Source organism: Alkalinema pantanalense CENA528 (assembly GCF_050753345.1).
In the GTDB taxonomy this organism is placed as follows: Bacteria; Cyanobacteriota; Cyanobacteriia; order Leptolyngbyales; family Leptolyngbyaceae; genus Alkalinema; species Alkalinema pantanalense.
Genome location: NZ_JBLZFX010000049.1, coordinates 1 through 18,403, shown reverse-complemented (window position 1 = coordinate 18,403; position 18,403 = coordinate 1). Strand labels below are relative to the sequence as shown.

General features: G+C 48.3%; 15 protein-coding genes. 9 read left to right on the top strand and 6 right to left on the bottom strand.

Annotated features, from left to right (window positions below):
* Window positions 1–2: 2 nt before the first annotated feature.
* Genes ACN4EG_RS16180 through ACN4EG_RS16165 form a run of 4 tightly spaced genes read left to right on the top strand, consistent with a single transcriptional unit; the run spans window position 3 to window position 2,859 of the window.
* Window positions 3–788: an NADH-quinone oxidoreductase subunit B family protein gene (locus tag ACN4EG_RS16180; protein ID WP_431630938.1), complete on the top strand. Its 786-nt coding sequence runs from the start codon at window positions 3–5 to the stop codon at window positions 786–788.
* Window positions 778–2,085, top strand: a complete 1,308-nt coding sequence (locus ACN4EG_RS16175) for a Ni/Fe hydrogenase subunit alpha (protein WP_431630935.1) — start codon at window positions 778–780, stop codon at window positions 2,083–2,085. The genes ACN4EG_RS16180 and ACN4EG_RS16175 overlap by 11 nt, the downstream gene beginning before the upstream one ends.
* On the top strand, window positions 2,085–2,582 hold the full coding sequence (locus ACN4EG_RS16170) for a hydrogenase maturation protease (protein ID WP_431630934.1): 498 nt from the start codon (window positions 2,085–2,087) through the stop codon (window positions 2,580–2,582). Before ACN4EG_RS16175 ends, ACN4EG_RS16170 begins: the two co-directional genes overlap by 1 nt.
* Complete coding sequence (locus ACN4EG_RS16165; protein ID WP_431630933.1) at window positions 2,575–2,859, top strand: hydrogenase/urease maturation nickel metallochaperone HypA; 285 nt, start codon at window positions 2,575–2,577, stop codon at window positions 2,857–2,859. The genes ACN4EG_RS16170 and ACN4EG_RS16165 overlap by 8 nt, the downstream gene beginning before the upstream one ends.
* 19 nt (window positions 2,860–2,878) lie before the next feature.
* Here ACN4EG_RS16165 and ACN4EG_RS16160 read toward each other — a convergent pair whose 3' ends face one another.
* From ACN4EG_RS16160 to ACN4EG_RS16150, 3 genes are all read right to left on the bottom strand, one after another.
* Window positions 2,879–3,631 carry a lipase family protein gene (locus ACN4EG_RS16160; RefSeq protein ID WP_431630932.1) on the bottom strand — a complete coding sequence of 251 codons (753 nt, stop codon included), beginning with the start codon at window positions 3,629–3,631 and terminating at the stop codon, window positions 2,879–2,881.
* A 339-nt stretch (window positions 3,632–3,970) separates the two neighbouring features.
* The gene (locus tag ACN4EG_RS16155; protein WP_431630930.1) at window positions 3,971–6,859 is read right to left on the bottom strand and encodes an AAA family ATPase; all 2,889 of its coding nucleotides are present in this window, start codon (window positions 6,857–6,859) and stop codon (window positions 3,971–3,973) included.
* A gap of 59 nt (window positions 6,860–6,918) precedes the next feature.
* On the bottom strand, window positions 6,919–8,010 hold the full coding sequence (locus ACN4EG_RS16150) for an AAA family ATPase (protein WP_431630929.1): 1,092 nt from the start codon (window positions 8,008–8,010) through the stop codon (window positions 6,919–6,921).
* Between the two features lie 238 nt (window positions 8,011–8,248).
* On the opposite strand from ACN4EG_RS16150, the gene ACN4EG_RS16145 reads away from it, so the two are divergent.
* The 3 genes from ACN4EG_RS16145 (at window position 8,249) to ACN4EG_RS16135 (ending at window position 10,196) form a co-directional block, all read left to right on the top strand.
* Window positions 8,249–8,593: a hypothetical protein gene (locus tag ACN4EG_RS16145; RefSeq protein ID WP_431630928.1), complete on the top strand. Its 345-nt coding sequence runs from the start codon at window positions 8,249–8,251 to the stop codon at window positions 8,591–8,593.
* A gap of 64 nt (window positions 8,594–8,657) precedes the next feature.
* Entirely contained in the window at window positions 8,658–9,113 is a 456-nt protein-coding gene (locus ACN4EG_RS16140; protein ID WP_431630926.1) for a hypothetical protein, read from the top strand.
* Window positions 9,114–9,392: 279 nt separating this feature from the next.
* Window positions 9,393–10,196: a ceramidase domain-containing protein gene (locus ACN4EG_RS16135; RefSeq protein ID WP_431630925.1), complete on the top strand. Its 804-nt coding sequence runs from the start codon at window positions 9,393–9,395 to the stop codon at window positions 10,194–10,196.
* Here the strand turns inward: ACN4EG_RS16135 and ACN4EG_RS16130 are convergent.
* Together ACN4EG_RS16130 and ACN4EG_RS16125 are read right to left on the bottom strand one after the other, a co-directional pair.
* Window positions 10,171–11,214: a WD40 repeat domain-containing protein gene (locus ACN4EG_RS16130; RefSeq protein ID WP_431630924.1), complete on the bottom strand. Its 1,044-nt coding sequence runs from the start codon at window positions 11,212–11,214 to the stop codon at window positions 10,171–10,173. The genes ACN4EG_RS16135 and ACN4EG_RS16130 overlap by 26 nt on opposite strands.
* 46 nt (window positions 11,215–11,260) lie before the next feature.
* Window positions 11,261–12,253 (bottom strand): CobW family GTP-binding protein, encoded by a 993-nt coding sequence (locus ACN4EG_RS16125; protein ID WP_431630922.1) that lies wholly within the window; start codon window positions 12,251–12,253, stop codon window positions 11,261–11,263.
* A 303-nt stretch (window positions 12,254–12,556) separates the two neighbouring features.
* Here ACN4EG_RS16125 and ACN4EG_RS16120 point away from each other — a divergent pair, with 303 nt between their 5' ends.
* Window positions 12,557–12,958: a hypothetical protein gene (locus ACN4EG_RS16120; RefSeq protein WP_431630921.1), complete on the top strand. Its 402-nt coding sequence runs from the start codon at window positions 12,557–12,559 to the stop codon at window positions 12,956–12,958.
* Window positions 12,959–13,001: 43 nt separating this feature from the next.
* Here the strand turns inward: ACN4EG_RS16120 and ACN4EG_RS16115 are convergent, their stop codons facing one another.
* Window positions 13,002–16,058, bottom strand: coding sequence for a UPF0182 family protein (locus ACN4EG_RS16115; protein WP_431630919.1), 3,057 nt, complete (start codon window positions 16,056–16,058; stop codon window positions 13,002–13,004).
* Window positions 16,059–16,412: 354 nt separating this feature from the next.
* Here ACN4EG_RS16115 and ACN4EG_RS16110 point away from each other — a divergent pair, with 354 nt between their 5' ends.
* On the top strand, window positions 16,413–16,652 hold the full coding sequence (locus ACN4EG_RS16110; protein WP_431630917.1) for an NIL domain-containing protein: 240 nt from the start codon (window positions 16,413–16,415) through the stop codon (window positions 16,650–16,652).
* Window positions 16,653–18,403 lie beyond the last annotated feature (1,751 nt).

Below are 18,403 nucleotides of genomic sequence, written 5' to 3'. Positions count from 1 at the left end.
CCATGGCTCCCAAACCTTACCATAAGCCCAAACTCGCTGTCTGGAAGTTTGCTTCCTGCGATGGCTGTCAACTGAGCCTCTTAGATTGTGAAGATGAATTGCTGGCGCTGACCGCAGAAGTTGAAGTGGCCTATTTTTTGGAAGCGTCGAGTACAGAAATGAAAGGCCCCTACGATTTATCCTTGGTGGAGGGTTCAATTACCACGGCCCACGATGCGGAACGTATTCACCAAGTGCGGCGGGTCTCGAAACATCTGGTTACGATCGGAGCCTGTGCCACATCCGGCGGCATCCAAGCGCTACGCAATTTCAAAGATGTGAAAGAATTTATTTCGATCGTGTATGCCAGACCGGATTACATTGAAACCCTGAATAAATCCACTGCCATTGCCGATCATGTCTTTGTTGACTTTGAGTTGCGGGGTTGTCCCATTAACAAATACCAGTTATTAGAAGTCATCAATGCCTTTCTCCACGATCGTAAACCCAATATTCCCACCTACAGCGTTTGCGTGGAATGTAAACGACGGGGGAATCTCTGCGTCATGGTGGCCCATGGAACGCCTTGCCTCGGCCCAGTTACGCAGGCAGGATGCCACGCCCTCTGTCCCACCTATCACCGGGGCTGCTACGGCTGCTACGGCCCCATGGAAAGTCCGAATACCCATGCCCTCAGCCAAGAATGGCAAAAGCTCGGGGTGAGTGAAGTGGATTTGGTGCGAGCCTACCGCAGTTTTAATGCCTACGCTGAAGCCTTCCGAAAGGAGAGCGATCGCCATGAGCCGTAAAACCATCAAAGTCAATTACCTAGCCCGAGTGGAAGGCGAGGGTGCACTCTACGTCAAGGTGCGGGATAACAAGGTCAAGGAAGTTCAATTTAAAATCTTTGAACCACCCCGCTTTTTTGAAGCTTTTTTGCGGGGGCGCAAGTATAGCGAAGCCCCAGATATTACCGCGCGGATTTGTGGCATTTGCCCGATCGCCTATATGTTAGGGGCCATTCAGGCGATGGAGGATGCCTTTGGCCTACAAGTTCCACCCAGCTTTCGTTTGCTCCGACGCTTAATTTATTGCGGGGAGTGGATGGAGAGCCATAGTTTACATATTTTTATGCTCCATGCACCGGATTTTCTGGGCTATGACAGCGCGATCGCGATGGCTAAGGACTATCCTGAATTAGTGCAACGGGGATTGCGGTTGAAGAAAATCGGTAATCATATTCTGTCATTGATTGGTGGTCGGGAGGTTCATCCAATTAATTTACAGGTCGGTGGATTTTATAAATTACCAACGGCAGCGGAGTTACGATCGCTAGTGGATGACTTAAATTGGGCCTGTGAGGCAGCGGAAGCAACGGTACAATGGGCTGCGACCTTGCCCTTTCCCGACTTCGAGCAGGACTATGAATTTGTGGCCCTCCACCACCCGACGGACTACGCGATTACGGAAGGCCAACTGATTTCCAATCGGGGCTTAGAGATTCCGATTTCAGCATTTTTGGATCATTTTGAAGAGCGTCATGTCCCCCATTCCACAGCGCTTCAGGCGGTACTGAAAGAGCGAGGGCATTATTTAGTCGGGCCACTGGCTCGGTTCAATCTCAATTTTGAACAACTGACTCCCCGTGCCAAGGCGGCGGCTCAGGCCGCTGGATTACCAGGCACCTGTCGCAATCCGTTTAAGAGCATTATTGTGCGATCGATCGAGGTTCTATTTGCAGCGGAGGAAGCCCTACGATTAATTGCAGCCTATGATCGGGATGCCCATGGGCCGATCGCGGAACCTGTGGTGAATTACACCGTGCAAGCTGGCATGGGCCATGGCTGTACGGAAGCCCCGCGCGGCATTTGTTGCCATCGCTATCGTGTAGATGCCCAGGGCGACATTTTAGACGCACGGATTACGCCACCCACCTCCCAGAATCAATCGATGATTGAAGCGGATCTGTGGCAATTTGTCGATCGTTCTTTAGATTTACCCGATGACCAACTGCGGGCACAGTGTGAGCAGGTGATTCGCAATTATGATCCCTGTATTTCCTGTTCGACTCACTTTTTAAAATTAGAAGTCGATCGGGAGCCATAATGCAGATTCTTCTAATCGGTGTGGGGAATGAGTTTCGGCAAGACGATGGGGTGGGATTGCTGATTGTACGATCGCTGCGATCGCGCCTGCCTCCCCAGCTTGCATCCATTACCACGATCGAAGCCTCGGGGGAGGGGGCCGCACTGATGGAGGCATGGCAGGGCTTCGATCGGGTCTATCTATTTGATGCAGTGGCTTCGGGGGCAGCGGCAGGCACCATTCATCGCATTGCCGCCCACCAAACCACGGTTCCAACCGCCTTTTTCCATTACTCAACCCATGCCTTTAGTGTGGCGGAGGCTGTGGAACTGGCGCGATCGCTCCAGCAACTTCCGCCAGAACTGATCCTGTGGGGCATTGAAGGCAAAGACTTTGCAATGGGAATCGGATTATCTACGGAGGTGGAACCCGCGATCGAAGCAATTATTCAAGCAATGCTGACTGAGTTAAATAGTTTACACTTAGAGCAATCAAACCAGGAATCGAATCATGCATGAGGCGAGTCTCCTCAAAAACTTGATTGAAACCATTCAGACCATTGTGCTGGAGCAACAGGGAATTCGAGCCACCAGCATCAAAGTTCAGATCGGTGCACTGTCCCATTTGACACCGGAACATTTTCGATCGCACTTTCAACAAGCCGCCCAGGGTACTGTTGCGGAACATGCACAGTTAGACATTACTGCACTGGATGACATCCAGGATCCCCTAGCCCAGGAGATCCTCTTAGAAAGTGTAGAAGTAGAGATGGCAACGGAAACCCAGGAATGCTAACAAGACTGCCGAAGTGTTTTTACTGGCTGAATGTTTTAAGAATGTCGATGTAAGAACCGATCGCATGATCCTTAAAGCGCTGGCTAATAAATCGCCAACTCCACCGCTGACCAATGCGGAATTCTCGATCCACCGATCGATAGCCCTGCCACCACCGGGGCAATTCCGGAACAAGATCCATACCATTCACAACTTGATAGCTATCGGGCACGCGACGATTAAAGGATTCGCAGAACTTATCATTTCCGACCTTCGGCGCACCAAACGTGTAGGTTTCGATCGTTAAATAACGGAAGTTGTACTGTAAATCCACTGCGCAGAGGGTCGCTAAGGCTCCCCCAAGACTGTGCCCCGTCGTGGTTACAGCCGTAACATCATGGGTTTTCAAATAGTCATGGATTTGATCGCGCACGGACATGTAAGCGCGTACAAACCCACAATGCATTAAAGCACCCGAATCCTTACCATTCTCATAGGGATAGACTTGCTTGCGGTCTCCGGCAATTTGTTGCCGAATGACTTCTTGGTCAAACTCAACGCGCTCTTGTTTGGTGTCGAAGTCAGTTTCCCAGTCCACATCGGATTCACTCCCTCGAAACACGATCGTGAGGCTAGATTGATCGAGCAGCAGCGCACATTGAGTATCCGTATCCGATTGGTTAATCAAGACTGGTGAGGTCGTGATTCCACTAAACTGAAGACCGTTAAAGTTTTGATAAACTTCTTGGCTAAGGGTCGCATATCTTAAAGCTTTAGAATAATCAATGGACATAAGAAACATTCCTGAAAACTGCAAATAGAGCACGTTGAGCGCAGAATTAGCGAAGTTACTTACTGAAGAAGCTGATTGTTAGAAAATCTAGCTCCGATCGTCTTTTCCAGATCAAGGCTTCTCCAGATCAACTGACTTCAGCTAATGATGCTTGGAACATCATGTGTTAAACATCATATTAAACATCATATTAAACATCATGTGTTAAACATCATGTGTTAAACATCATGTGTTAAACATCATGTGTTAAATGTCGAGTCATTCCCCATAAAAGAGGTAGAACCGTACTTGGATTATATCGTCTGTCTCGAAATGCGATGAATAACAGGATGAAATTCGTTAAAAATTATCACGATATGCGACAAACCAATGACGAATCAGCTCCACCTGAAATTGATAGCCTTTTGGCGTCAGTTCGAGGAGTTCTTGCTTAACCAGCCGATCGCCTAGGGCACTAGAGAGGATGGGTTCAGAAGTACCGAGTGCAGAGGCTGATGTCTGCACAGCCAACTGAGAGAGCCAGGTTGCTGCATCCGGTGCGATTTGGTTCTGGGCAATATCCGCAAAGAAGAAACTGCCATGGGTGAGAGCCTGCGGAATCGCCGCTTCCACATCCGCCAGCGTCACCCACCCGCGATCGACGAGGGGCTGCTCATTCTTCAGCGCAATCACTTCACTGCACATCAGTTGAATCAAAAACGGATGGCCTCGGGTGAGTTGCAGAATCCGCTCCGTGGCTTCGGGGGCATAGCGGAGGGAAAAATTGCGAACCGGCTGTTCTACCAATTGCTGAGCCGCCGATCGATGGAGATAGCTCAAATGAATCACCTGGAGATTAATTAAATAACTCGACCATTGCTGAAAGGTTTCTAGGGTGTGGGTTCCTGCTAGTAACACACGAAATTGCGATCGATGCTGCACCAGATTGCGGAGCATGCCCAAAATTGCAGGCACTTCAAACCGACCCGCAACCAACGCTTGATTTAACGCTTCAAACTCATCTAACATCAGCAGCGCCGTTGCCGGAGCAATCCGGTGTTCCACGCTATCTAACCATTCATCGAACACCGTAAAGGGATCTGCTTCTAAGACCTCTCGTGGCAGGGGTGGCAGGGCAATCTGGCGATACTGCTGGGCGGATTGAATCATGCCCTTTGCCAAGTTGTAGAGAAATCCGCTATGGTGACGGGCGATCGAGGCTGGCCCCTGTAGGTCTACGAATAAGGGCACGATTTGCGTGGGCAACAGGCGACCCAGGTGATTGAGGAGAGAGGTTTTTCCCATGCGGCGTTGGCCGTACAGCAGCAGCGAGGTGTAACGTTGTTCTCGCAAAAGTCGTTCAATTTGAGCGCTCACATCCTGCCGCCCCACAAAAATTTCCTGTTGTTGGGTGAGGGGAATGCCCACAATGTACGGTGACTCAATTTCCTGGCTGATGGCAGATTGCTGCGCGATCGTGGCTTGGTAGGTTTCGACAACGGTGAGCCAGGTTTGTAAAATTGGGCGAAATCGAGGTGCTGTAGAAGTTTGGCTCCGAGTTAACTCCCGTGCAAAACTCTCTAATTGCTCCAGCAAATGACTGAGTAATAGCCGTTGATTATACAAACTAGCTTGATTGAGTACGGCTTGAGCATCTTGGCTCAGCCGCCGAAAGCCCCGCAGCAATTGGGTAACCTCATCCGGTGACTCCCCGATCGACCACTGCTGATGTAACTGAGCAATGGCTACCATATCTTGACATTGTTCCAAACGGCGGGCATCGAGTTCAATTTGGGCCTCCCGTGCCGCCCAGCGTTGGTAGCCTGTGCTGATGTGGGCGATCGCCGGTTGGGTGGATTGGGGCAGGGCGGTCATGCGTAAAACCAAGTGTCGATCTAAGCCCCACAGCGGTAGGATCTGTTGCTCATCCCAAAAGACGCTATGCCATCGTAAATAATCTCGCTGTAATGTTGCTGCTTTGACCGATCGCTCATTCATCGATAGATCGGTAAACTGTCGCTCATCCAAGCGATAGAGCAATTGATTCCATACCTGTTCCAATGGATAGAGGAACACTGGAAACCATTGACTTAGGGTCAGACCCGCTCCCAAACAAAGAATACTAAGCAATAGTGGCTGCCACAGAGGATATCCAGACATAACACTGACAAAGACGGTGTGAATGGCACTAATTGCCAATGCACCTGTAATGGCACCCGTCTGTATATCGGCAATAGCAGCGGTTAGGTTATAAGCTAATGCAAATAACATCGATAGTAAGACAGCATTACCACTGCCGATCGCCAAACCTAAAATCCCCGGAAAGCTAGATCCATAGGCGTGGTGCGTTGTAATTGCAAAGACGAGGCCGGCGAGGATGCTAAACGGGAGATTACGGCAAGATTGGCGGGTCTGCCGTCCTAAAAGAATGCCAAACAGTCCCCCCAGAATGACACCTAATGTCAGTCGATTGACAATGGTTTTCAGGCCAGGAGCCATCAAACCGGGCAGTTGCCACCACAATAACCAGGGCAAAAGATAGCGCACTGCCCCACCGACCAACGCCAACACCAGCGCGCTCCCCAACAAGCCCAACAGCATCCCCCCCAACTGTCGCCCGATCGATCGTTCTGCGGTGGTTTTAACATCTACGTTAATCGCAATGCTCGCTGCAACTCCATTGGGAAGATTCGCCATCAGAATAGGCGGCAACATAGCACCCACAACATACCGAAAGTTTTCGGGATTAGCTCCCAATCCAGTACTGAAACCGACTATACTATCTGGCCCCAATAAGCCGTAAATGATGCCCGCCACCAGTCCCCCCACCAAAGCGGCCATCCAACTGGCGGCAACGCTGATTACCATGGCACCAATCAGTCCCGAGCCCACACAAGCAGACACCCCCACCGCCACCCCAAACATGAGATTGCGACCGGGTTCGCCCAAAAATCCCAGCACGATCGCGAGGAGCAGACCAATCATTGCGGGCAAGATGACAAATTCTAGCCAACATAAGCGCCGCAATTTTGGGTGACGCCGTGCTTCCGGTGGTAACTGTGCTAAGCAGAAGTTCGATCGTAGCTGGAGGCTAGGGTGAATTTGGGCGACATAAAACTGCCAAGCGGACGGGCGCAGGAACAACCAAGTCAATACCTGCAACGTGGCCAGAAGCCCATTGGCCAAGAGTTGGGGAGAAGCAGGAAATCCAGCGGCCAGGGGTGGGGAAGCGGTGATGCGGCGGGTCATGGTCTGCTGCGAAGTATGGAATGATAGCGCTGAAAGAATTGCTAGGAACCGGGATGCAATTATTTTTGAAGATAAAACTTAAGCTGTTCGAGTCCGTCCTGTTTCCAGGTTTCTTCTAATTCTGGATGTTGTAAAGCTTCCAGGCGACATTGACACAACAGTTGCAACAGAAACGGCCAACATTCGCTCTGGGTAATAATCCAATCAATATCGTCTGGCGCAAAGGGCAAGGGCGAACTTTGCACTAGGGTTCTGGCGTCGGATTCTGCTAAGGCTCCGAGAATGGGGGCATAGCCAAAAATATTGAAAAAGGGCGAACTGTGCCCGGTATGAGCTGCCAGGTGGGTGGGATGTTCGCGGCTGGTGAGAATGAACGCCAAATGCCCCCCGCTGTGGTGAGACGCCAACGATCGCAGGCTTTCCCAAAACAGATCGTCCAGGTCACAGTCCCGTTTCAACACCGCATCGATCTCATCGAGCAAAATCACTGTCGGTTGCTGCAAATGGGTACTCATCAAATCCATAAATTGTTCCAAATCGCAGGTGTCAATCGTTAGACCGATCGCCCTGAGTAAATGTTTAAACAGCCCGTCTCGACTGCCTAAGCGAGGATCTTGTAAATCGACAAAGACCCATTTATATTGCGTTGGATTGGGGAGCCAGTCAGATTTTTGATCCGATCGTAATTGCTGAGGCGGTGTGACCGTAATTTGGGCGAGGTGTTTGAGGAGTGAAGTTTTGCCGCTTTTTTTTGCGCCGATGATGGCAATATTTTGCAAGGGCCGGGATTTGAGTAAGCCAAAACAGCGGTGCAGTTCCCGCGATCGCCCAAAAAAGCCTGCTGGATGGGCCACTGGATAACTAGGGTTAAAGGGAGACAATTCCCCCTCACCCTCAAATTGTGGCAGGGTTGACACTAAGGAAATATTTTCTGGGATACAGACTAATTCCTGCCAATCCAAATCAAGCTTGTCACACAATTCGCGAAAGTTTTCGTAGTCGATCGCATCTCCTTTTAGAAATTTTTTAACGGTAGAAAGAGATGGCACCACATCGGCAGCAAATTGTTTTTGGCTGGGGTAGCCCTTGCGCTGAATAGCCAGATGAACCTTGGGAAGTTGGTCTGGTGCAACTTTGAGCGATCGGGGCATAGCAGCTTGGCCTCACAGAGCACGAAATGAAGCATAGGACAGGAGACAGAAGCACGGGACAGAAGCACGAGACAGAAGCACGAAACTGATTCCACTGTACCAATTCTACTGTCCAAAAAAATGCCACTGATCAACCCGAAGTTACCTCAAAGTCAACCCAAAGCCACCTTTATCCTATCCACAAACTCAACTTTGGGCTGGTTGTAATGGAGTTATCAATCCATTAGGAGTTGAAACGATGAACACACAACTGACATTGAAACAACAGTTTGTTGCATTACCTTTGTTAACCATGAGTTTGTTTGGACTGGGTGTGGGAGCGGTTACACTTCCCGCCTTTGCAGGGCCAGCGGAAGCCAAGCAGGACATTGTTTCTAAGCTGGAATACTGTCAGAGCCTTGATACGCCCGCAGCAAGGCAGGAATGTCGCGAGAAAGTCAAGAAATATTGCGCAGAAAAGTATCCCATTCCCTTCTGCAAAGAAGTGTTTCAAGAGTTCAAAGAGTCCCAAACCAGTCTAACTCAACCGGGTACGGGCAAGCCGATCGCCGCGATCGATCCCAAGGATCTCGTTAAACCCTAGTTACTGGGTTGAATACTTTTCTTATTTCTCTGCAAATCTTAAATGACTAGTGAGGTTCAAAATCATGAAACCCAGAATTTCTTCTCAAGCATTGGTATTGAGTGCAGCTTCTTTGCTAACCTTGTTTGCGCCTTTGACCATCCAACCGCAAAAAGCCCAGGCTTTAGGGAGTGCTTGTAAAGACGCTATCTTTACAGTGACGAATAACGTGACCCACAATGGCAAAGCAGTTCCTATCACTGTCAAAAAATTTGAACTGTGGTCAAACCAGGAAGGTCGTTGGCTCAATGAGGATTTCCAAGACCAGGAAGTACCAGCGGGTGCAGCCAACTACGTCGTGCGCGACGGTGAAAATATTGAGAATGCTGAAAATGATGACTTAACCAAGATTAAAGTTCATTACAAAGTACAACTGTACGGAGAGTGGATCAACTTTGAAGCAACGGACAGCGATGTCAACTTTCCAACCTGCAATAAAGTCGGTAAGAAATACAATGCGACAATCAATCGTAACCTGTAGGTTAATGATTGACCACAACATCGACCCCGATCGAGTAATCGATAATCTAGTTACCCACAACTAGTTTTAATGAACGTCATTATCAGTTATCCGGCTCTGGTACACAATTGATCAGAGCAATGCAACAGCCAACGGATAACTGATAATTTTTCTGCGAGCTAACAACATTTCTATACCATGATCGAGGATTGACTAAGCAACAAAATCCCCTATCTCTCCAACCCTCCAACCCTCCAACCCTCTCACCCTCCAACCCTCTCACCCTCCAACCCATCAACGATGATATCCCTTGGAGATTCAACGATCGCCCTATCCCTCCCACAATTATTAACAGTTCTCTGCCCATGGCATCAGTTCCAGCATCCTGCCCCTCAATTTTGTGAAGCCCATGTATGCGCTTGGATTATGGAGCCTGCTAATGCTTGGTCTAGTCTGGCTTACAGTCTGGTGGGTATTGGATTATGTGTGAGACACCCGGATAAAGCAAATCCTGATCAATCTAAGGGCTTTGTGGAGATTTTAGGCCCGATCGGAATTCTGCTCGGTCTGGCATCCTTTGCCTACCATGCAGCCTATACACCCTCGGCGCAATTCTTGGATTTATTGTCCATGTTTCTTTTGTCAAATTGGGTCTTGGTACTGAATTGTACGCGATCGGGGATGATCCCAATCCATGGGATTCCTTGGATGTGGCTGGGTGGGGTGTTGGGATCGACATTATTTTTAGGAATCTCGTTGCAGTGGGGACGGACGATTTTTGGTCTTGAACTTGCAGCAACGATTGTGGCGGAAATATATCTATATCTGAAAGGTAAAACGGCGAGCTATCAAGATTTCTGGATTATTATCACGCTATTCGCAGCCGCATTTTTAATGTGGTCTTTCGATCTATATCGCATCACTTGTAACCCTGATCTGCATTGGTTGCAAGGTCATGCTATTTGGCATATTTTAACGGCGGTTTGTTTAGTCTTTATCGATCGCTTCTACAGGCAGATTTTTTCAAGTTCAAGTAGCGGACTTTTGGGAAAGGGTTCTGTAGCCTCTTTACCAGAGCTTAGGAATCCAGAAGCGCATCGTTGATGGCCCAAACCAAGAGTTCTCCGGCCTGTCCCCCTGCCGCTAAGCGATCTCCGGTGGGTTGCCAAGCGAGGTGGGTCAAGCCTTGGGCGGCACCCGCTAGTGGCGCGATCGCCCCATCCAACGGAGTCCAGAGCCGCACCACTCCATCTTGCCCCGCAGAGGCCAGCATCGGCCAGTGGGGATGGAAGGCGAGGTCTAACACCGTGCCTTCGTGCAAATCCACCACGTCCCCAGCCCAGCCGCCCTCAGCCTCCCGCTCCCAGAGAACGACGCCTTCTGCGCTGACGGAGGCCAAGACAGGAGCTTCCCCGGCCATGGCCGGGATTGACCAAGCGAGCTTACGGACTTTGCCTGGAAAACCGCGCATCAGCCAAGGATCGCGCTCGCCCCAGGGCAAAACGGTAATCGTCCGATCGAAGTTTCCAGCGGCTAAATATTGACCATCGGGTGACCAGCGTAGGGCGAGTGTTGCCGATGCAATCTCCAAAGCTGGGGCTTCCTGCTGCCAATTGTTTACGGCCCAAATTCTAGCGCCCCGATAGCCTGCAATGGCTAAATATTCGCCCTTGGGATGCCAATGTAAATCGAGAACGGAGGATCGATCGAAGGCTAACGTAGCGACTTTTACCCCACGATCGAGATCCCAGACCTGAACTGCTTTACCAACGCTAAAGGCAAATAAGTTTGCAGTGGGACTCCAAGCAAGCTGCTCAATCCACTGCCCGGAAGCGTCAAGGGTCAGGGCGGGCTGGGTCACGTCTTGGGTGCGCCATAGATAGACGGTTCCCGCCTGTCCCGCTGCGGCTAAGAACTGTCCGTCGTAGGAGAAGGCTAATCCCTCGATCGTGCGTTCTTGGGAAGATAATAACGCAATGGGCGTTGAATCTTTACAGTCCGGCCAAAATAATACGTCTCCCGCTGCGGACGCGGCTGCTAGGCTAGACAAATTAGGCGACCAAGCGATCGCCGTAATGTAATCCGTTAGCATGGTCTGCCATTGCAGATTAAATGCTGTCATTCACTTAACATTGCGATTGCAATAACGTTAATCAATCTAGTTTGGGTCATGAAACTAAGCAGGCTTGGAAGCTTTCACGGAGTTGCATTTCATTCAAGTTCCGTCCGATAAAGACCAGTTCGTTTTTTCGCACTTCTTCCGGTTTCCACCGCCGATCGGGTCTGCCATCAAACAGCATATGCACTCCCTGAAAGACAAAGCGGCGATCGGCCCCGGCGACGTTCAAAATCCCCTTCATCCGAAAAATATCCGGCCCTTGGGTTTGCAGTAGGTGACTCAACCAGGTATTCAACCGCTCTGCATCCACGGCTCCCGGTTCCACCAAGGCCACGGAACCCACCGAGTCGTCATGCTCGTGCTCGTGCTCTTCGGTGAGAAACCCCGGTTCAATTTCCAATGTCCGATCAAGGTCAAAGGCCCCGATGCTTAAAATCGCATCCATGTCCACCGCCGCATCTTGGGTATGGTAGACCTTCGCGATCGCGTTCATGGCCTTAATGCGCTGCTCTAAATCCGCCAAGGCTTCCGGTGAGACCAAATCGGTTTTATTAATCAAAACCACGTCAGCAAAGGCAATTTGTTCCTGGGCTTCGTCGGCGTCCCAGTGTTGGTGAATGTGCTTGGCGTCTACCACCGTGACGACCGCATCAAGGCTCGTTTGCGCCTGCACATCCTCATCCACAAAAAACGTTTGAATCACGGGCCCCGGATCGGCTAATCCCGTCGTTTCGATCACCAAATGATCAAATTTATCCCGCCGCTTCATTAAATTGCCGATAATCCGAATCAGATCCCCTCGGACAGTGCAACAGATGCAGCCGTTATTCATTTCAAAAATTTCTTCATCCGCATCAATCACCAACTGGTTGTCAATCCCCACTTCGCCAAATTCATTGACAATCACTGCCACTTTTTTGCCGTGCTCATGGGTCAGAATGCGGTTCAGCAAAGTGGTTTTGCCCGCACCAAGATACCCGGTCAGAACTGTGACCGGAACCGAAGTCTGGCTTGTAGGAGACGCCGTTGTACTAGATACCATAGGGACACCACCGGGAAACGTTAGGTAAGCGTTTTTGAGTGAACAGTTGCGGAATGATAATCATTCCCATATTATCAGGATGGTTTCACTCCAGCCACTATTCTGTCGATTTTTGGGAGATTTGGGTGAGGAGTTAACAAATGCTAAGAAAAGCAACGATGCACGATCGAAGAATGCATTCCATGAATTTGTGTTCTCACGGATTCTCATTTTCGATTAAGTTGTCCATTGACTTAGCAACATTGCCAGTATTGATGGATTGTCGATACTCCTAATCAACATTATTTTCAGGGTTCATTGCTTATGGATTGTCAAACTGCAAGACAGGTGTATTTAACCCAGGATCACCTCGACAATATTCGTCAACGGTTTCCCACAGCCTATGAATTTCTTGCGCAGCAGGCTCAAGCTTTTCTCGATCTCCAGCCTGATGCCTTTGACCAAGCGGTAAAACGGATTGTTGGAGAAACGACCTTTCCCTACCGAGTCACCCACCAAGATGATAAAACCCCTCTGTCCAAAGATATTTCAGAGTTGCTCGGTGATATTACCTCGCGCTTACTGTTAGAACGACATTTTTCGGAGCAATTGGGACAGCCCATTTTCTTCAGCACCGTTTGCTGCGATGGTCACATTACCACCGATCGCGCATTGACCCTGGAGGAAGTATTACCGATTCAATGTGCTGCTGTCACGTTGCAATAGTCATGCAATAGGAATGATCGTGTCATAGTCATTACGCTAGTCGTTACGGTTGGTTCGGTGGCTCTACTGGACGTATGATCGTCGATTGTGATGGGGGTTGCGATGGTTTCTGGGCTTGGAATAGAGCTTTAAGGGCTTGATCGAGCGTGGGAGCCATCACAATTCGGTTTTCGTAGGCCACAATGACTCGCACAAGGGTCGGTAAACTATTTTGGGTGGCTTCCAAATACAAAGGCTCGACGTAGAGGAGCGATTGCTCGATCGGAATGACCAGTAAGTTCCCTTGAATAGCGCGGGATCCTTGACGATTCCAGAGGGAAATCTGCTGGGAAATGACGGGATCTTGGTTAATCCGGGCTTCAATCTGCTCCGGCCCATAAATTAACCGCTCCTTCGGGAAAATATAGAGCAGCAATTTACCATAATGCACACCATCCGATCTCGCTGCCAACCAAGCCACTAAATTGGTACGTTGGCGCGGGGTAAAGGGGCGCAGTAAGAGAAATTCCTCAAAGGGTTCCGTGGGCAAACTGGTAATGAGATAGTAGGGCTGAACGGGTTGAGGTTTATCGCCGTAAATTTCCGTGGGAATTTGCCATTCATCCTCCCGATTATAAAAGACCTGGGGATCGGTCATGTGATAGGTCATCAAGCGTTTAGATTGAATGTTAAAAAAGTCGATCGGATACCGTAAATGTTGTCGCAGGGGTTCTGGCATTGCTGTCAAAGGTTTCAGCAAGGTTGGAAAAATGTTTGCCCAGGTTTGAATAACGGGATCAGTCGGATCGGCAATGTAGAAATTAACAGACCCGTTATAGGCATCAATCACAACCTTAACAGAATTGCGAATGTAGTTAATTTGATCGTCTCCCGGATCTGAGTAAGGTGCATGATCACTGATCGTATAAGCATCAATCACCCAGTAAAGATAGTTAGGAGATTGCTTGGAGGAAACGTCTGGATTGGAAGTCTGGGTCGTAGCAGCATTTACATCTGCAACGACTAAATAGGGATCTCGATCGTAGCGAAGAAACGGCGCGATCGCTTGAATCCGATCGTGGATGTTCCGCCGCATGAGTAAGCGCGTCTGCGGCAAAAATTCAGGGGTAATCGCCATCCGCCAATCATTCAAGTATTTGGCGAATAACCAGCGCTTCCAGCCCATGCCAATTTGAATGCCCCCCTGCCCATCGTAGGTATTGTAAACGTTGTCACTCCCGCTGGGATAATCCAACTCCCGCACCTGCGTTCCGGTCATGACATAGTTACTGGTCAGTTCACCGTAGTAAATCCGAGGTTGCCCGATCGGTATACTGTTCCGAATCGCTTCGCTGGAGGTGGAAAGGGAACCACCGGGACCCACACCTAAATCTTTGACAAAATATTCCGGCAAACCCCCTCCCCCAACAGTGTTAACCGGGCTGAGGGTAAAGCCATAGCCATGGGTATAAATTAAATGCCGGTTGACCCAGGTTTGTGCCTGCTTCGGCACTCCGGCATAATCCAGTTCCCGCGCTGCAATCAGAATTTGTCGTTGTTCTCGGCTTTCCAATAAGGTCGTTGATGATTTGACCGATGAGCTTTCTAATTTTTTTTCCGATGGTTTTGTTGATGGTTTTGCCGATAAATTTACCGTAGATTGAGTGGTCGTTTCAGAAATCTCGTAGCGATCAATGTCAGCGCCGGGAAAGCGATAGTACGATCGAATCTGTTGCAGTTGGCGATTGGTTTCCAACAAAGGTCGTTCATCCCACAGCCGAATATTGCGAATCGTCAAATCGTTGGCTTTTAGATCGGCTTTCGTTAGCTTGCCCTGGGGATTGAACGGCTGCACCTCAATATTATCTAAGTTAAAGGCTTTGCGGGTCAGCGCGATCGTGCGTTTAATATAAGGCTGTTCCCGCGCTAGCTCGTTGGGCTGCACCACTAACGACTGAACCAGAACAGGCCATCCTTGTCCCAATAAGGCAGCTAATGCCAAATATACTCCAATGAGATAAACCACGCGCCGCCGACTAGACGGTTCCTGCGGCCAAAACCAAGCACGCCAAAGAAAATAAAGTCCGATCGCTCCAGCCAGTAAGCTTAACCAAGTATCCGCAGGCAGTTGGGCAGTCAGGTCAGTGTAGCTTGCGCCAAAGGTAACCCCCCGTGAAGAATACAGTAACTCATAGCGGCTGAGCCAATAACCCAAGGCGACAACCCCCATGAGAACGCTACCGAGACCGTATAAATGCCGCTTTTGTGACCAGGAAAATCCTGGAAATTTGCCTTCACTTAAACTATTAGCGGAGAGCAGATAAACCAATGCAACGGAGACAAATCCAAAGAACGCTAAACCCGTCAACCAAAATTCAAATAACTGCGCGATCGGTAAACGTAAAATAAAAAATGAAAAATCCTGATTAAAAACGGGATCCTGTACGTTAAAGCTATGGGCATAGAAGGCTTGCAAAAACTTATCCCAATGCTGAGATAGAATGAGCGCCACGATCGCCGATAGAACGATCGCCAATCCCTTTAAGACCCGTTGAGGCTGCCATAAAATGGCTACAATACTTCCTAAACTGAGCCAGATCGCCCAATCGTGGGAAATCATTTGGGTCAGAATTGCCCCTAAAATTTCTGGCTGAAAACGGGTAGGCACCCTTAAAAATTGATCAGAGGCTGCCTGGTACAAACCCTGGAAGGCAATATTGCCGTAATGCCATAGGAGCGCGATCATTCCCAAGCTAGCCCCCCCAGCCAAGGGAAATAGGATAGGCCACCGTAGAGAGGTCGGTTGAATGGATCGATCGGGTGGCATGGGCTGGGGACTGGCCGCCGTTGGAAAGCGAGGTTGCACGGGGGGTAGATCGGGATATTTCCAGCGACGGGCAAGACGTAGGTTAGCCAGTAGATAGCTAGCGGTTACTCCAAAGACAATGAGCCCAATCCCACCCTGCGTCAGGGTGCGCTGTAACCAGGGTGTGAGGTATCCCACCTCCTGGAACCAGAGAAATTCACCGCCAATGCGGGCTAGGACTTCGAGGCCGGATCCGATTAGTAGAAGCAGTCCTAGGCGCTGAACTGTTTTGGGATTGGATTTCCAGTTCATCATGGTTAAGCAATGGCAAGACACAGAATACGCCTCAGCAACATCCTGCAAGACGTTCCTCTACGATACTCGCTGCTTTTCCCTAGTAACACTTCGTTTTGAGGGACTGGAATACTCTTTTAGTCAACAAGTTTAAAGTTGTCTCAATCGCAAATGCCCCAGAATCCCCCTTCCATAAGACTTGTCACCGATTTTGCCATAAACCCCGGTTTACCGATCGGAAAATTGGGTTTTGACTATTGACGTCCTCAGTGACCTCATTTAGTATGAGAAGACATAAACAACGGTATTCCGACCGACTTATCGTAGATTAATAATCTATCGATCCAATCCTCGATAGCCTTACAGATAACCGTCATGCAACATTCCATTCGGATTCAAATTCCCCAAACACTCCATCAAGAACCCGTCATTTATCAGCTCATTACGGACTATGACTTGATGGTCAATATCAAGGCAGCCATCCTGGATCAAAAGGCTCGTGGTGGCGGTTGGTTTGATTTGATGTTAGAGGGAGAAGCTTCTCAAATTCGTGCAGCGTTAGAGTATCTCGATCGTGTTGGTGTAGAGATTTGGAACGGTAGCTTATCCGGCTAGCTGTGATGCGCCAAGGCTTTTTCTGCCATCCACCATCTAACGGTCAATAGATTCCGGAGAAAAAACAGCAAGACACCGTTAGCGATTCTCAATAGGAGCCATCTCGAGCTGCCTCTAACACGGATTTACCAAGGATTTACCGTTGTTACACAATTTGCACAATGGCTGCAATTTCAGAATCATCCGATCCCCACTGCATGGATCATGGATAGAGTCCTCGATCGAGAACTTAGATCCTCTAAATCCTCCAAAGCCCCAGCGATCGAGAATCACACTTTTTCATAGCACTAACCAACGCCCCTATTGCTCAAGTCCCAACGCTACAAGCACCTACACAAATGCCTTAAATTTAATCCGATTCAACTCAACGGAAATTTGGGCCAATTAGGTCGGGATGGGTCAGGGGAGATTAAATTGTGGGAATTAGTCGTAAAACAATATAGCCAGTTCTGCAATATAGCCAGTCCAGGTAGCCAGTTCATCCCCCGTACATCGTTCCAGAAATACTGACTGGTTTGACGCCCTCAGGGCTAAACCCCCTAGTTGACTAAATACCTGAGAACTTTGAGCGATCGACACAGCGATCGACACTTCGAGCTAAAAAAGTATTTTCTTATAATTCTTCTTTCACACAAAAAGATTATGTTTTCTTGGACGTAATATCTCAAGTTTCGCAATGATCAATTGACAGCACTTCAGGATATCGGTAGAATTTTCTATCGAGAAGGTACTAGTTAGAAGTAACGACACCATTGTGATGTCGACTCCCCTTGTCAGCAACTGATTTTGGTCAGTTGATTAAAGCTACACCAGGTATTTTTAGACTCGATAATAGCGACCTTAAGCCATTTAATTACTATAGGCAGCCCTGCACAACATAGCCGTTTATTTTTCTGCATTTACTTTTTATTCGATCTCTATTTCATGAAAATTTATTTCGTGAATAATTTTCCTATGGAAACTAACAGGAATAGCCATGTGATTTTCTGTCATCATCAAACCTGACACTTTCTAATCAGAAAATGGATTCATTCGCTTTTTGAATTCAATTATGGCCAATTTTTGAGATTTTCCTTGAGAACAATTCAGACAATACAGATTGAAAATAGAGATTAACGGGTATTTAACAAATGCATAGCAAATAAATATGCAGACAACATATTCAAAAAATTTCTACTCACCTTTTAGTTTCTATATCACTCCTAGGGTGGATTGACTAATAATTATTCTTTTCGCTAACTTTGTAATATTTGACCTGTTTTCGAAGAAAAAATTGAGCAGTTTAACTGTCATAATTAATGATTCATTTCAAACCCAACCAGCACTTAACTTTTACATACCCCTCTTTACGGGTGAGAAATATCAAAAAACTGTAGATTTTCTAGTTAAAGCAACAGATTTTTCTAGTTTTCAATTTACATAGTTAAACGGTTTCTTTTTGAATTTCTTAATTTTTAGAGGGTCAGCCTAATAGTCTTTATCCATTTCATTCGCTAGTTATATTTTTAGTGCGTATTGCTACCCCTCAAAACTTCTGCGGTATGCTGATGAAATCAATCCTATTACCTCGGCAATAAAGTATTAGGCGAAAGACAATTAAAGTGGAGCTATGATCAGGATAGAGGTACAAGGAGGTTTGTGATGGATAAACCGGATGCCCGACATCTCAGCATCGAAACGCAAGATTACCTGCGCCAGCAAGCGATTCGACTACGACAGCAGGGAAAGCAAGTGAACGATATTAGCGAATA

What these genes read in the sequence shown, in the direction of transcription:
- ACN4EG_RS16180 (WP_431630938.1), top strand. Translation starts at nt 3, where the DNA reads ATGGCTCCCAAACCTTACCATAAGCCCAAACTCGCTGTCTGGAAGTTT.
- ACN4EG_RS16175 (WP_431630935.1), top strand. Translation starts at nt 778, where the DNA reads ATGAGCCGTAAAACCATCAAAGTCAATTACCTAGCCCGAGTGGAAGGC.
- ACN4EG_RS16170 (WP_431630934.1), top strand. Translation starts at nt 2,085, where the DNA reads ATGCAGATTCTTCTAATCGGTGTGGGGAATGAGTTTCGGCAAGACGAT.
- ACN4EG_RS16165 (WP_431630933.1), top strand. Translation starts at nt 2,575, where the DNA reads ATGCATGAGGCGAGTCTCCTCAAAAACTTGATTGAAACCATTCAGACC.
- ACN4EG_RS16160 (WP_431630932.1), bottom strand. Translation starts at nt 3,631, where the DNA reads ATGTCCATTGATTATTCTAAAGCTTTAAGATATGCGACCCTTAGCCAA.
- ACN4EG_RS16155 (WP_431630930.1), bottom strand. Translation starts at nt 6,859, where the DNA reads ATGACCCGCCGCATCACCGCTTCCCCACCCCTGGCCGCTGGATTTCCT.
- ACN4EG_RS16150 (WP_431630929.1), bottom strand. Translation starts at nt 8,010, where the DNA reads ATGCCCCGATCGCTCAAAGTTGCACCAGACCAACTTCCCAAGGTTCAT.
- ACN4EG_RS16145 (WP_431630928.1), top strand. Translation starts at nt 8,249, where the DNA reads ATGAACACACAACTGACATTGAAACAACAGTTTGTTGCATTACCTTTG.
- ACN4EG_RS16140 (WP_431630926.1), top strand. Translation starts at nt 8,658, where the DNA reads ATGAAACCCAGAATTTCTTCTCAAGCATTGGTATTGAGTGCAGCTTCT.
- ACN4EG_RS16135 (WP_431630925.1), top strand. Translation starts at nt 9,393, where the DNA reads ATGATATCCCTTGGAGATTCAACGATCGCCCTATCCCTCCCACAATTA.
- ACN4EG_RS16130 (WP_431630924.1), bottom strand. Translation starts at nt 11,214, where the DNA reads ATGACAGCATTTAATCTGCAATGGCAGACCATGCTAACGGATTACATT.
- ACN4EG_RS16125 (WP_431630922.1), bottom strand. Translation starts at nt 12,253, where the DNA reads ATGGTATCTAGTACAACGGCGTCTCCTACAAGCCAGACTTCGGTTCCG.
- ACN4EG_RS16120 (WP_431630921.1), top strand. Translation starts at nt 12,557, where the DNA reads ATGGATTGTCAAACTGCAAGACAGGTGTATTTAACCCAGGATCACCTC.
- ACN4EG_RS16115 (WP_431630919.1), bottom strand. Translation starts at nt 16,058, where the DNA reads ATGATGAACTGGAAATCCAATCCCAAAACAGTTCAGCGCCTAGGACTG.
- ACN4EG_RS16110 (WP_431630917.1), top strand. Translation starts at nt 16,413, where the DNA reads ATGCAACATTCCATTCGGATTCAAATTCCCCAAACACTCCATCAAGAA.